Origin of the sequence: Xanthomonas codiaei, assembly GCF_002939785.1 — a bacterium.
Lineage (GTDB): Bacteria > Pseudomonadota > Gammaproteobacteria > Xanthomonadales > Xanthomonadaceae > Xanthomonas > Xanthomonas codiaei.
Genome location: NZ_MDEC01000003.1, coordinates 72,245 through 85,980, shown reverse-complemented (window position 1 = coordinate 85,980; position 13,736 = coordinate 72,245). Strand labels below are relative to the sequence as shown.

Below are 13,736 nucleotides of genomic sequence, written 5' to 3'. Positions count from 1 at the left end.
TTGGTCATGCCACAAGCCATTGGCGGGCAAAAAAAAGCCGCCAATGACTGGCGGCTTTCTTCGATCCGGCCCGCGGCCGTCTCAATGCATCATGTTGACGTTCATGTTGTGCAGCACCCACAGCGAGCCGACGATCACGATGCCGATGATCAGCAACGAGAACAGGCCGACCTGTACGTTGGAGCGCTGCTCCGGCGAGCGGTCCATGTGCAGGAAGTACACCATGTGCACCAGCATCTGCACCGCCGCCATGATCGAGATCACCACGACGGTGACGCCCTTGGAGAACGCGCCACTCATCACCATCGCAAACGGGATGACGGTCAGGATCACGGCCATGACGAAGCCGATCAGGTAGGACTTCAAGCCACCGGCGTGCGCATCGGCGGCATTTTCGGTGTGGTGATGATTGGCCATTACAGCGCTCCCAGCAGGTAGACGACGGTGAACACACCGATCCAGATGATGTCCAGGAAGTGCCAGAACAGGCTCAGGCACGCCAGGCGGGTGCTGTTGCGCGCGATCAGGCCATGCTTGGAGATCTGGATCACCAGCACCGCCATCCACAGCAGGCCCGACGCCACGTGCAGGCCGTGGGTACCCACCAGGGTGAAGAATGCCGACAGGAACGCACTGCGACCCGGGCCAGCGCCTTCATGGATCAGGTGGTTGAACTCCCAGATTTCCATGCACAGGAAGCCGATACCCAGCAGCGCGGTGACCGCCAGCCAGCCGTACAGGCCGCCCATCTTGCGCTTGTGCGCGGCGATCATCGCGAAGCCGAAGCTCAGGCTGCTGAACAACAGCAGGAAGGTTTCCACCAGCACGAACTTCAGATCGAACAGTTCCTTGGCGGTCGGTCCATCCACCGTGGCGCCGGAGAGCACCGCATAGGTGGCGAACAGGCCGGCGAACAGCAGGCAGTCGCTCATCAGGTAGACCCAGAACCCGAAGACGGTGTTGCCACCGGCGTCGTGATGCTCGTGGTCGTGATCGTGGCCGCCCGCGTGGGCGGCGTGGTCAAGCGTGGTCGAAGAAGCCATGGTCATACCACCTTCGCGGCCTGCGCCGCCTGTTGCTGTTCGAGCAGGGCAAAGCGTGCATTCTCGATGCGCTCCACTTCTTCGGCCGGCACCCAGTAATCGATGTCGTTATCGAAGGTGCGTGCGATGAAGCTGCCGATCATGCCCACCAGGCCAACGATGGCCAGCCACCAGATGTGCCAAGTCAGACCGAAGCCCAGTAGCACGCTGAACGCCCCCATGTAGACGCCGGCGCCGGTATTGCGCGGCATGTGGATCGGCTCGTACTTGGACGGCCGCACCCAGCCCTTGCCGTTCTGCTTGTCGGCCCAGAACTGATCGCGATCGTCGATGTGCGGCAGCACGGCGAAGTTGTAGAACGGCGGCGGCGAGGAGGTGGCCCACTCCAGCGTACGACCGTCCCACGGATCGCCGGTGTAGTCCATGTGCTGCTTGCGCTTCCACACGCTGTAACCGATCTGCACCAGGTTCAGGAAGATGCCCAGGCCGATGATCGCAGCGCCCACCGCGGCGACGTACAGCCACGGCGCCCACTCGGGGTGGTTGTAGGTGTTCATGCGGCGGGTCATGCCCATGAAGCCGAGCACATACAGCGGCATGAAGGCGATGAAGAAGCCGATGATCCAGCACCAGAACGAGGCCTTGCCCAGCTTCTCGTTGAGCTTGAAACCGAACGCCTTCGGGAACCAGTAGGTCAGGCCCGCCAGGTAACCGAACACCACGCCGCCGATGATGACGTTATGGAAGTGCGCGATCAGGAACAGGCTGTTGTGCAGCACGAAGTCCACGGCCGGAATCGCCAGCATCACGCCGGTCATGCCACCGATGGTGAAGGTGATGATGAAGCCGATCGTCCACAGCACCGGCGAGGTCATGTGCACGCGACCGCGGAACATGGTGAACAGCCAGTTGAAGATCTTCACGCCGGTCGGGATCGAGATGATCATCGTCGTGATGCCGAAGAAGGCATTGACGTTGGCACCCGAGCCCATGGTGAAGAAGTGGTGCAACCACACCACGAACGACAGCACGCCGATGCACGAGGTGGCGTAGACCATCGAGGTGTAGCCGAACAGGCGCTTGCGGCTATAGGTCGCAATCAACTCGGAGAAGATGCCGAACGCCGGCAGGATCAGGATGTAGACCTCCGGATGGCCCCAGATCCAGATCAGGTTGACGTACATCATGGCGTTGCCGCCACCGTCGTTGGTGAAGAAGTGCGTGCCCAGGTAACGGTCGGCACCCAGCAGCGCCAGCGCCACGGTCAGGATCGGGAACGCGGCGATGATCAGGATGTTGGTGATCAGCGCGGTCCAGGTGAAGATCGGCATGCGCATCAGGGTCATACCCGGCGCGCGCATCCGCATGATCGTCACGAAGAAGTTCACGCCGGTCAGCAAGGTCCCCAATCCGGAGATCTGCAACGCCCAGATGTAGTAATCGACACCGACCCCCGGACTGTATTCCAGCCCCGACAACGGCGGGTACGCCAGCCAACCGGTCTGCGCGAACTCACCGACGCCCAGCGAGATGTTGATCAGCGCCGCGCCGGCCACGAACAGCCAGAAGCTCAGCGAGTTCAGGAACGGGAACGCCACGTCGCGCGCGCCGATCTGCAGCGGCACGATCAGGTTCAACAGGCCAGTCATGAACGGCATGGCCATGAAGAAGATCATGATCACGCCATGCGCGGTGAAGATCTGGTCGTAGTGATGCGGCGGCAGCACGCCTTCGCCGCCATTACCGGCCAGCGCCTGCTGGGTGCGCATCATTGCCGCATCGGCGAAGCCGCGCAGCAGCATGACCAGCGCCACGATGATGTACATCACGCCGATACGCTTGTGATCCACCGAGGTGAACCACTCCTTCCAGAGATAGCCCCACAGCTTGTACTTGGTGAGGGCGCCCGCGATGAGCAGGCCGAGCAGGCCGGCACCACCCAGCGCGACCATGATGATCGGCTCGTGGTACGGAACCGCCTCGATCGTAAGTTTGCCTAACATCACTTGTCTCCAGAAGTGCACATGGCAACCGGCTCAGTGCCCGATGCCTGATGGTCGCCGTGGCCCTTGTTGTGGCCCGGACCATTCATGTATTTGTCGACCAGCGAGCGGAACATCCCTTCCTGCACCGACGAGTAGTAGGTGACCGGGTACTGTTCCTTGTCGTTGCGATTGGCGGCCAGCACCTGGTATTCGGCGGCGTTGAGCGCGGTCGGCGAGGCCTTGACCTTGGCCACCCACGCGTCGAAGCCGGCCTGATCGAGCGCATGCGCCTTGAAGCTCATCTTCGAGAAGCCGTGACCGCTGTAGTTGGTGGACAGGCCGAAGTATTCGCCCGGCTCGTCGGCCACCAGATGCAGCTTGGTTTCCATGCCCGCCATCGCGTAGATCATGGTGCCCAGATGCGGAATGAAGAACGAGTTCATCACCGTGTCGGAGGTGATCTTGAAGTTCAGCGGCGTGCGTACCGGGAACGCGATCTCGTTGACCGTGGCAATGTTCTGGTCGGGGTAGATGAACATCCACTTCCAGTCCAGCGACACCGCTTCGATGGTGATCGGCTTGACGTCCGAATCCAGTGGCCGGTACGGATCCAGCGCATGCGACGAGCGCCAGGTCAGCACTGCCAGCACCAGGATGATCACGCACGGAATCGACCACACCACCACTTCGATCGCGGTGGAGTGCGACCAGTCCGGCTCATAGCGGGCCTTGGTGTTGGAGGCGCGATATTTCCACGCGAACGCAATCGTCATCACGATCACCGGGATGACCACGATCAGCATCAGCACCACCGAGGTGATCAGCAGTTGCTTCTCGTCGTGGCCGATCTGGCCTTTCGGATTGAGGATGGCCGAGTTGCAGCCTGCCAGCAGCAGGAACGGCAACATCAGGCCTGGACGAAGTAAACGCCCGAGATGTTTCAGCGGAATCATCGGTCGATCCAAGTGCGAAGGAACGCCAGCCTCGTTCGTCGTATCGGCAAGGAACATTTCCGACCGAGCCCTTCCTGGTGAAGGCGGGCCCGCGCAGACCGAAGACACGGGTTAGCGCGCCAATTTTAGTCTTTGCTGCACCTGCACGAAACCCATTGGCAATGATCTGCCGCAATAAATGCGCGCAAATTTGTGCGACATGTTGTCGCAGCGCAGCGAAACGCCATAGCGCGCCCCGACGCGCGCCGACAACGACACGGAGAGTGGTGTACGCGACTGCAGCGACCTGCGTGGACTGCCCACACGCCAGGCCAAACGCAACTGGGCCGGCCAGAGGCCGACCCAGTGCGAAGTGATGGTGCCGGAAATAGGAATCGAACCTACGACCTACGCATTACGAATGCGCCGCTCTACCAACTGAGCTATTCCGGCGAGCCGCCAATTGTAGGAGCGCGGCCAGCCCGCGGTCAATCGCCGGCATGCTCGACGCCGGCCGTCGACCGATGCGCGCCCTGCCTCAGCCGACCAGGCGCAGCCGCAATTCCTTGGGCAGCGCGAACACCATCGATTCAGGCTCGCCTTCCAGTTCGGAGACGCCCGCCGCGCCGAGCTCGCGCAGCCGCGCCAGCACGCCATCGACCAGCACCTGCGGCGCCGAGGCGCCGGCGGTCAGACCGATGTGCTGCTTGCCGACGATCCAGGCCGGATCGATCTCGCTGGCGTTGTCGATCAGGTAAGACTCCACCCCGTCGCGCCGGGCCAGCTCGCTCAAGCGGTTGGAATTGGAGCTGTTGGGCGAGCCCACCACCAGCACCAGATCGCACTGCCGGGCAAGATCGCGCACCGCATCCTGGCGGTTCTGGGTGGCGTAGCAGATATCGTCGTGGCGCGGCCCCTGTATCGCCGGGTAGCGCGCACGCAGGGCCTCGATGATGCCCATGGTGTCGTCCACCGAGAGCGTGGTCTGGGTGGTATAGGCAAGATTGTCCGGCTGATCGATCTGCAGCGTGGCGACCTGCTCGATGTCCTCCACCAGGTAGATCCTGCCCGCGCCGCGCTCGCGGTTCCATTGGCCCATGGTGCCCTCCACTTCCGGATGGCCGGCATGGCCGATCAGCACCACGTCGCGGCCGGCCCGGCAATGCCGCGCCACCTCGAAATGCACCTTGGTCACCAATGGGCAGGTGGCGTCGAACACCTTCAGCCCACGCCGCTCTGCTTCCTGGCGCACGGCCTGCGAGACGCCGTGCGCACTGAAGATCACCGTGGCCGCGTCCGGCACTTCGTCCAGTTCCTCGACGAAGATGGCGCCGCGCTCCTTGAGATCGTCGACCACGAAGCGGTTGTGCACCACTTCGTGCCGCACATAGATCGGCGCGCCCAGCGTCTCGATCGCACGCTTGACGATCTCGATCGCACGGTCGACACCGGCGCAGAAACCGCGGGGATTGGCGAGCAGGACGTCCATACGCTTGTTCTCTTCGACAGCCCGGCCAGGGTGGCCGGACATTTCAGGGGGGCATCTGCCGAGCACGCGGCGCCGCGCCTTGGGCGGGTGCGGCGACCGTCCTTGCGGGACGGACGCACGACGGCTTGGGACCGGGATTATCCCGCTTTTCGGCTGCGCTTGCCGTCGAACAGACCGAACACTGCGATCCCGATGGCGCCCCCCACGATCGCCGAATCGGCGATATTGAAGGCCGGCCAGGTGTGGCTGCCGATGTACCACTGGATGAAGTCGACCACGTGGCCGTGCATCAGGCGGTCGATCACGTTACCGATCGCCCCGCCGATCACCAGCGCGTACGGCAGCGCGCTGCGCCAGTCTCCACGTGCGGTGCGCGACAGCCAGAATGCCAGCAGACCGCTGATACCCACCGCCAGGGCAGTGAAGAACCACAGCTGCCAGCCACCGGCATCGCTCAGAAAACTGAAGGCTGCGCCGGTGTTGTAGGTGCGGTACCAGTTCCAAAAACCCTCGATGACCGGCACCGGGGTGTATTCAGGCAGCCTGGACAGCACCCAGGCCTTGCTCCACTGATCCAGCCCGACGACGGCAAGGGACAGCAGCAGCCAGATCAGGGCGGAGGGTTTGGGTCTTGCGGTCATTGAATCACCTTAGCTGTTGCTACTCCCGGGTTCGGAAGAAGCTGCCCAACGGGCAAATCGGCAAGCGGCGCCGGATGTGCCGGTATGGCCCTCATCCGGCGCTGCGCGCCACCTTCTCCCGCTTGCGGGAGAGAGAATCAAGACATCAGAACCAGCGACGGTCCTCGCCAGGGCCTTCGATGTTGCTGACGCAGCGGCTGCACAGCTCCGGATGCCGCGGGTCGCTGCCCACGCTGGCCTGGTGGTGCCAGCAGCGCACGCACTTGGCCTTGGCGGTTGGCTGCGCACTGACGAAGATGTCGTCGGTGCTGGCCGCGGTCACGGTCACATCGCCACTGATGAACAGGAAGCGCAGTTCCTGGCTCAGCGGCTGCCAACGCGCGGCGGTTTGCGCATCGGCGGCCACGGTGATTTCCGCTTCCAGTGCCGCGCCGATGGCGCCGTTGGCACGCATCGGTTCCAGCACCTTGGCGACCTGCTCGCGCAGGGCCAGCAACTTCTCGACATCGGCACTGGTCAACGCCGCATCGGCCGGCAGCGGCGCCAGGCCGTCGTACCAGGTGGCGAACAGCACGTTGCCGGCATGCTCGCCCGGCAGATAGGCCCATAGCTCGTCGGCGGTAAAGCTCAGCACCGGCGCGACCCAGCGCACGAACGCCTCGGCCACGTGATACATCGCGCTCTGCGCCGAACGGCGGCCGCGCGAATCCTCGGCCATCGTGTACAGACGGTCCTTGGTGACATCCAGGTACAGCGAGCCCAGGTCCACGCTGCAGAAATTCAGCAGCGCCTGCACGATCTCGGCGAAGTCGTAGCGCGCATAGGCGGCGACGATCCTTTCCTGCAACTCGTGCGCGCGGTGCACGATCCAGCGGTCCAGCAGCACCATGTCCTCCAGCGCCACCAGATGCTGCCGTGGATCGAAGCCATGCAGGTTGCCGAGCAAAAAGCGAGCGGTATTGCGCAGGCGGCGGTAGGCGTCTGCATTGCGCTTGAGGATCTCCTGCGACAGCGACATCTCGTTGCTGTAGTCGGCCGAGGCGATCCACAGGCGCAGGATGTCCGCCCCCAGGGTCTTCATGATGTCCTGCGGCTCGATGCCGTTGCCCAGCGACTTGGACATCTTGCGGCCGTGCTCGTCCACGGTGAAACCGTGAGTCAGGCATTGCTTGTACGGCGCCGCCTTGTCCATCGCCACGCCGGTCAGCAGCGAGGACTGGAACCAGCCGCGGTGCTGGTCCGAGCCTTCCAGGTACAGGTCGGCCGGCTTGGGCAGGCCACGGTCCACCAGCACGGCCTCATGGGTCACGCCGGAATCGAACCAGACATCCAGGATGTCGGTGATCTTGTCGTAGTCGGCGGCCTCCTCGCCCAGCAGTTCGGCCGCATCCAGCGTGTACCACACGTCCACACCGCCCCGCTCCACCCGATCGGCCACCTGACGCAGCAGCTCGGTGCTGCGCGGATGCGGTTCGCCGGTTTCGCGGTGCACGAACAACGCGATCGGCACGCCCCAGGTGCGCTGGCGCGAGATGGTCCAGTCCGGGCGACCTTCCACCATGCCGGCGATGCGCGCCTGGCCCCAGGACGGATACCAGGTCACGCCTTCGATGGCCTTGAGCGCGTCGGCACGCAGGCCCGCCTTCTCCATCGAGAAGAACCACTGCGGCGTGGCGCGAAAGGCGATCGGCGTCTTGTGGCGCCAGCAGTGCGGGTAGCTGTGCTCCATCTTGCTGGCCGCCAGCAGCACGCCGGTGTCGCGCAGGGATTCGATGATGACGTCGTTGGCCTTCCAGATATGCAGCCCGGCCAGCACGGTGTCGCCCAGCGGCGGCGTCGACGGCAGGTACACGCCGCGGCCGTCCACCGGATTGATCTGCGCGGCGCCATAGCGCTCCAGCAGGCCGTACTGCCTGGACACCTGGTAGTCCTCCTGGCCATGGCCAGGCGCGGTGTGCACGGCGCCGGTACCGTCCTCGGCCGACACGTGGTCGCCCAGCAGCAGCGGGATCTCGCGCTCGGCATAGAACGGGTGCGCCAGCAGCATCTGCTCCAGCGCCGCACCCTTGGCATGGCCATGCACCACGACCTCGTCCACGCCGTAGCGGGCCAGCGTCTTAGCCGCCAGCGCTTCGGCCACCACCAGCCAGCGCGGCTGGCCGCGGTCGGCCGGGCCTTCGACCAGCACGTAGTCCAGCTCCGCACCCAGGCTCACCGCCAGCGAGGCCGGCAGCGTCCACGGCGTGGTGGTCCAGATCGGCACAGCCACGCTCATACCGGCCGGCAGGCTGGCGCCGAAAGCAGCAGCCACAGCCGCCGGGTCACGGGCCGGATAGGCGATATCCACCGTCGGCGACAGCTTGTCGGCGTATTCGATCTCGGCCTCGGCCAGCGCCGAACCGCAGTCGAAGCACCAGTGCACCGGCTTCACGCCACGGGTGAGGTGGCCGTTGTCGACGATCTTTGCCAGCGCACGGATCTCGTTGGCCTCGAAGCGGAAATCCAGCGTCTTGTACGGGTTGTCCCAGTCGCCGATCACGCCCAGGCGCTTGAAGTCGCGGCGCTGCAGATCGATCTGCTCGGTCGCGTATTCGCGGCACTTCTGGCGGAACTGCGCGGCATCGAGCTTGACGCCGACCTTGCCGTACTTCTTTTCGATGGCGATCTCGATCGGCAGGCCGTGGCAGTCCCAGCCCGGGATAAACGGCGCGTCGAAGCCAGCCAAATACTTGGACTTGACGATGATGTCCTTGAGGATCTTGTTGACCGCATGGCCGAGGTGGATCTGGCCGTTGGCATACGGCGGGCCATCGTGCAGCACGAACAGCGGGCGCCCGGCCGCGTTGGCGCGCAGCTGCGCATACAGCCCCTCGCGCTCCCAGCGGTCCAGCATCGCCGGCTCGCGCTTGGGCAGGTCGCCGCGCATCGGAAATTCCGTCGCAGGCAGATGAAGAGTGGCTTTGTAGTCTTGGGTCACAGGAATCTACCGTTGCGCTGGATTGCTTGATAAGTCCGCACATGGATGTGCGGGCTCTTGCGAGGGACTCGCATCATAGGCGGGCTGTTGCGAGGAGCCCGCATGGATTTCGCCTGCAGCAGGAGCCGCAGTACCTTGCGCGCGACTGCTTTCGGTCCCCACGGACACATCGGGAACCCGCTGCGCGCCACTAATACGTCCAGCGCCCGCCAGCATTGGCGACGGACTGCGCTGAAGCACCGCGCGCGCCTGTTCGGCATCGCGATGCATCTGCACGGTCAGCGCCTGAAGGCCATCGAACTTTTCCTCGTCGCGCAGCTTGGCGACGAATTCGACCTCCAGGTGCCGGCCGTACAAGTCGCCCTGAAAATCGAACAGGTGCGCCTCCAGCAGCGGCTCCACGCCAGCCACGGTCGGCCGTGTGCCAAAGCTGGACACCGATGGCCATGGCTGCGCGGCCACGCCATGCACCCAGGTCGCATAGATGCCCGACAGCGCAGGCGTGCGCGAAAACCGCAGGTTCGCGGTGGGGTACCCCAGCGTGCGCCCCAGCTGCTTGCCGCGCACCACCCGTCCTCCGATGGCATACGGGCGGCCGAGCAGATCGGCGGCATGCGCAAACTCGCCCGCCACCAACAACTCACGGATGCGTGTGGCGGAAATGCGCTCGCCATGCAGATGCACCGGCGCGATCTCCCCGGCCTCAAATCCGTGCTGTTCGCTCAGGCTGCGCAGCAGGGCGATGTCGCCGCCACGGCGATGGCCGAAACGGAACTCCGGGCCGATCCACACCTCGCGGGCGCAGAGCCGGCCAACCAGCGCCAGGCGCACGAAGTTCTCGGCACTCATCGCAGACAAGCGGCCATCGAAACGAATCAGGCCCACGCTGTCGGCGCCGAAGCCGAGCAAGCCTTCGATCTTGGCGCGTGCAAGGGTCAGCCGCGGCGGCGGTGCGGCCGGGGCGAAGAACTCGCGCGGCAATGGCTCGAAGCTCAACGCCACCGCCGGCACGCCGAGCGCGCACGCACGATCAACCGCGTGCTGCACCAATGCCCGATGCCCCAGGTGCAGGCCATCGAAGGCGCCGATGCAGACCACGCTTCCGTGCGGGAACAGCGTCCCGCCCTCGACGTCTCTAAACAGCCTGCTCATTCCTCGATCCAAACAGATGCCGGCCTGCGGCCGACCCTCACTGATGCATAACTTGTAAGTATAGCCGTGCCTGTCAACCCGCATGATCCGCATCGATCACGCAAGCGCTCAGCGACACCAGGCCAAGCCCGCCGCCGGTACGGCCTACCCCCATCCGCCCTTCGGGCACCTTCCCCCGCACGCGGGGGAAGGGACCCGACATCCAGACTCAGCTCTCGCGCAGGTGGCGCGGCCGCAGACCCAGCGCCAGCTGCGCTGCCAGGTAGGTCAGCCCGCCACTGCCGACCAGCACCGCCAGCCAGCCGATCCGCTGCCACTTGTCCATGCCGGTGAACGACGGCAGCCACCACAGCAGGCCCAACAGCACCACGACCATTGCCGCACACGCCAGCAGCAGGCGCAGCGCATAGCCGCTCCAGCCCGGCCGGCGCTGATACACCCCGGACTTGCCCAGCCAGTACCACAACAGCCCCAGGTTGAGATAACTCGACAGCGCACTGGCGATGCCCAGCGCCAGGTGCAGCCCGGGCTGCTTGCCCAGCGCCTGCATCACGCCCTGCGCCTTGAGCTCGGGCGGCACCATGAGGTGATACAGCACCGCCAGGAATGCAAAGTTGAACACCATATTGGCCACCAGCGCCGCCACGCCGGCGCGCACCGGGGTGCGGGTGTCCTGGCGCGCATAGAAGGCCGGCAGCACCACCTTGAGCATGGCGTAGGCCGGCAGACCGAAGCTCAGCCCGTACACCGACAACGCCGTCATGCGGGTGTCGAAGGCGGTGAACTTGTGATACTGGAACAGCGTTGCCACCATCGGCTCGGCCAGCAACAACAATCCCAGCATCGCCGGCATTGCGATCAGCAACGTGGTCCGGAAGCCCCAGTCCAGCGCACTGGAAAACGCGGCGCGGTCGGTCTTGACGTGATGGCGCGCCAGCGCCGGCAGGATCACCGTGCCCAGCGCCACGCCAAAGACACCCAGCGGCAATTCCAGGAACCGGTCGGCCAGCGACAACCACGACTGCGAGCCGTCGGTCAGCTTGGCGGCGATCACGGTGTCCAGCAGCAGGTTGATCTGCGCCACCGAGGAGCCGAACAGGGTCGGCACCATCAAGGTCAGCACCTTGCGCACACCCGGATGTCGCCAACCCCAGCGTGGCAGGGTCAACAGATTGATGCCTTTCAGCGAAGGCAGCTGAAACAACAACTGCAGCATGCCCGCCGCCAGCACCGCCCAGCCGAGCGCGAGGATCTGCCTTTCCGGTGTCCCGCCCAGCCGCGGGGCCAGCCACACCGCCCCGGCGATCATGCACAGGTTGAGGATCACCGGGGTCAGCGCCGGCATGGCGAACTTCTGGAAGCTGTTCAGCGCCCCGCCCGCCAGCGCGGTCAGTGAGACAAACAACAGGAACGGGAAGGTCAGACGGAACAGGTCCACCAGCAGGCCGTGCTTGGCCGGGTCGGTGTCCACCCCGCTGGAGAACAACGTGGCCAGCTGCGGGGCGAAGATCAGCGCCAGCGCGGTGACCAGCAGCAGCACTCCGCCGAGGGTACCGGCCACGCGCGCCATCAGCTCGCGCAGATCGGCATGCGGCCGGGTTTCCTTGACCTCGGTGAACACCGGCACGAAGGCGGTGGCGAAGGAGCCTTCGGCAAATAGCCGCCGCAGGAAATTGGGAACCCGGAAGGCCACCCAAAACGCGTCGGTCACCGCATTGCTGCCGAAGGTGGTGGTGATGACCTGGTCGCGCACCAGCCCCAACACCCGCGACACCATGGTCATACTGCTGAACGAGAGCAGGCTCCTCACCATGCGGGGTGTGCTCATGGACGACCCCTCTTGACAACTGACTTGACGTACATATCTGGGTCCATCATACTTTCGCGCTTGCTTTTTCCACCATACCGATTTTTCAGGAACCCACCACCGTGGCCAATATCAAGTCCGCCAAGAAGCGCGCCAAGCAGACCATTGTGCGCAATGAGCGCAACACCGGTCAGCGCTCGATGCTGCGCACCGCCGTCAAGAAGGTGATCAAGGCCCTTGACGCCAACGATGCTGCAGGCGCCGAAGCTGCTTTCGCCGTTGCACAGCCGATCCTCGACCGTTTCAGCGCCCGTGGCCTGATTCACAAGAACAAGGCTGCCCGTCACAAGAGCCGCCTGACCGCGCGCATCAAGGCCATCAAGGCCGCGTAAGCGATCAGCTGCGACGTCGCCGGAAGCCTGGCTTCCGGTGGCACAGAAAAACCCGGCCTCGGCCGGGTTTTTTGTGTGTGCGTGTGCGCACTCAACCTGCATTGCGTGCCTCGAGCTCGTCCTCGCGCTGACGATCGAAGAACGCCATCACGTCCTTCATGATCGGGAAGGTGCCGTCGCGACCGAGCGCCGAGACCAGATACCAGGGCGCCGTCCAGCCCAGCTCGGCCACGATGGCCTCGGCAGCGGCACGCGCCTCGTCTTCGAACATCAGGTCGGCCTTGTTGAGCACCAGCCAGCGCGGCTTCTTCAGCAACTCCGGATCATGCCGTTCGAGCTCACGCTCAAGCGTGCGCACCTGGTCGGCCGGCGACACACCGTCCACGCCGCCATCCATCGGAGCCATATCCACCAGATGCAGCAGCAGGCGGGTGCGCTGCAGGTGGCGCAGGAACTGCGTGCCCAGACCAGCGCCATCGGCGGCGCCCTCGATCAGGCCCGGCACGTCGGCAATCACGAAGCTGCGGTAGGCCTCGACGCTGACCACGCCCAGATTCGGATACAGCGTAGTAAAAGGATAGTCGGCCACCTTTGGCGTCGCCGAGGACACGGCGCGAATCAATGTGCTCTTGCCGGCGTTAGGGAAGCCCAGCAGGCCCACATCGGCCAGCAGCTTGAGTTCCAGCTTCAGCAGCCGCTCTTCGCCCTCTTCGCCGGTGGTGGCCTGGCGCGGCGCGCGGTTGACCGAGCTCTTGAAATGCATGTTGCCCAGGCCGCCCTTACCCCCCTTGGCCACCAACAGGCGGTCGCCGTGCCGGGTCAGGTCGCCGATCACTTCGTCGGTCTGCACGTTGATCACCACGGTGCCGACCGGCACCACGATGACGCGATCCTCGCCGCCCTTGCCATAGGCCTGGCGACCCATGCCGTTCTCGCCGCGCTGCGCCTTGAAGGTACGCTCATGGCGGAAGTCGACCAGGGTATTGACGTTCTCGTCGGCCACGATCCACACGCTGCCACCGGCCCCTCCATCGCCACCGTCCGGCCCGCCCAGCGGGATGAATTTCTCGCGGCGAAAGCCGACACAGCCATTGCCGCCATTACCGGCGGTGACCAGGATTTCTGCTTCGTCGACTAACTTCATGAGATTTGGGATTCGTTATTTGGGATTGGTGACAACGCGGCAGCATACGCATGGCGAGCCCGTCAGCAAGGAAGGATGGGGACGCCAGGATGCCGCAGGATCCGCTCCTGCGAATCCCCAATCCCGAATCCCCACTCCCAGCCGTCAAACGAAAAACCCCGCAAAAGCGGGGCT

10 protein-coding genes, 1 tRNA gene and 1 pseudogene are annotated in these 13,736 nt (G+C 64.6%); 1 reads left to right on the top strand and 11 read right to left on the bottom strand.

Going from position 1 to position 13,736, the window contains the following annotated elements; translation table 11 throughout:
- Window positions 1-81: 81 nt before the first annotated feature.
- From cyoD to murJ, 10 genes and pseudogenes are all read right to left on the bottom strand, one after another.
- Window positions 82-417, bottom strand: a complete 336-nt coding sequence (gene cyoD, locus XcodCFBP4690_RS02900) for a cytochrome o ubiquinol oxidase subunit IV (protein WP_104539560.1) — start codon at window positions 415-417, stop codon at window positions 82-84.
- Window positions 417-1,049, bottom strand: a complete 633-nt coding sequence (gene cyoC, locus XcodCFBP4690_RS02895) for a cytochrome o ubiquinol oxidase subunit III (protein ID WP_208622678.1) — start codon at window positions 1,047-1,049, stop codon at window positions 417-419. Before cyoC ends, cyoD begins: the two co-directional genes overlap by 1 nt.
- Window positions 1,046-3,046 (bottom strand): cytochrome o ubiquinol oxidase subunit I, encoded by a 2,001-nt coding sequence (gene cyoB / locus XcodCFBP4690_RS02890; protein ID WP_104539559.1) that lies wholly within the window; start codon window positions 3,044-3,046, stop codon window positions 1,046-1,048. The genes cyoC and cyoB overlap by 4 nt, the downstream gene beginning before the upstream one ends.
- Entirely contained in the window at window positions 3,046-3,981 is a 936-nt protein-coding gene (gene cyoA / locus XcodCFBP4690_RS02885) for a ubiquinol oxidase subunit II (RefSeq protein WP_104539558.1), read from the bottom strand. The genes cyoB and cyoA overlap by 1 nt, the downstream gene beginning before the upstream one ends.
- A 356-nt stretch (window positions 3,982-4,337) precedes the next feature.
- Window positions 4,338-4,413 (bottom strand) — tRNA-Thr (locus tag XcodCFBP4690_RS02880).
- A gap of 85 nt (window positions 4,414-4,498) precedes the next feature.
- Window positions 4,499-5,449, bottom strand: coding sequence for a 4-hydroxy-3-methylbut-2-enyl diphosphate reductase (ispH, locus tag XcodCFBP4690_RS02875; RefSeq protein WP_104539694.1), 951 nt, complete (start codon window positions 5,447-5,449; stop codon window positions 4,499-4,501).
- A gap of 137 nt (window positions 5,450-5,586) precedes the next feature.
- A complete protein-coding gene (gene lspA, locus XcodCFBP4690_RS02870; RefSeq protein ID WP_104539557.1) occupies window positions 5,587-6,090 on the bottom strand; it encodes a signal peptidase II in 504 nt (167 codons plus the stop codon).
- Window positions 6,091-6,235: 145 nt separating this feature from the next.
- A complete protein-coding gene (ileS, locus tag XcodCFBP4690_RS02865) occupies window positions 6,236-9,067 on the bottom strand; it encodes an isoleucine--tRNA ligase (RefSeq protein ID WP_104539556.1) in 2,832 nt (943 codons plus the stop codon).
- 234 nt (window positions 9,068-9,301) lie between these two features.
- A pseudogene (locus tag XcodCFBP4690_RS02860) lies at window positions 9,302-10,219 on the bottom strand (bifunctional riboflavin kinase/FAD synthetase); the annotation flags it as partial.
- A gap of 208 nt (window positions 10,220-10,427) precedes the next feature.
- Entirely contained in the window at window positions 10,428-12,032 is a 1,605-nt protein-coding gene (murJ, locus tag XcodCFBP4690_RS02855; RefSeq protein ID WP_104539554.1) for a murein biosynthesis integral membrane protein MurJ, read from the bottom strand.
- Between the two features lie 116 nt (window positions 12,033-12,148).
- Between murJ and rpsT the strand changes: the two genes are divergently transcribed.
- Complete coding sequence (gene rpsT / locus XcodCFBP4690_RS02850; RefSeq protein WP_003484323.1) at window positions 12,149-12,418, top strand: 30S ribosomal protein S20; 270 nt, start codon at window positions 12,149-12,151, stop codon at window positions 12,416-12,418.
- Window positions 12,419-12,509: 91 nt separating this feature from the next.
- On the opposite strand, the gene obgE is transcribed toward rpsT, so the two are convergent.
- Window positions 12,510-13,562 carry a GTPase ObgE gene (gene obgE / locus XcodCFBP4690_RS02845; protein WP_104539553.1) on the bottom strand — a complete coding sequence of 351 codons (1,053 nt, stop codon included), beginning with the start codon at window positions 13,560-13,562 and terminating at the stop codon, window positions 12,510-12,512.
- Window positions 13,563-13,736: the final 174 nt, after the last annotated feature.

What these genes read in the sequence shown, in the direction of transcription:
- cyoD (WP_104539560.1), bottom strand. Translation starts at nt 417, where the DNA reads ATGGCCAATCATCACCACACCGAAAATGCCGCCGATGCGCACGCCGGT.
- cyoC (WP_208622678.1), bottom strand. Translation starts at nt 1,049, where the DNA reads ATGACCATGGCTTCTTCGACCACGCTTGACCACGCCGCCCACGCGGGC.
- cyoB (WP_104539559.1), bottom strand. Translation starts at nt 3,046, where the DNA reads ATGTTAGGCAAACTTACGATCGAGGCGGTTCCGTACCACGAGCCGATC.
- cyoA (WP_104539558.1), bottom strand. Translation starts at nt 3,981, where the DNA reads ATGATTCCGCTGAAACATCTCGGGCGTTTACTTCGTCCAGGCCTGATG.
- ispH (WP_104539694.1), bottom strand. Translation starts at nt 5,449, where the DNA reads ATGGACGTCCTGCTCGCCAATCCCCGCGGTTTCTGCGCCGGTGTCGAC.
- lspA (WP_104539557.1), bottom strand. Translation starts at nt 6,090, where the DNA reads ATGACCGCAAGACCCAAACCCTCCGCCCTGATCTGGCTGCTGCTGTCC.
- murJ (WP_104539554.1), bottom strand. Translation starts at nt 12,032, where the DNA reads ATGGTGAGGAGCCTGCTCTCGTTCAGCAGTATGACCATGGTGTCGCGG.
- obgE (WP_104539553.1), bottom strand. Translation starts at nt 13,562, where the DNA reads ATGAAGTTAGTCGACGAAGCAGAAATCCTGGTCACCGCCGGTAATGGC.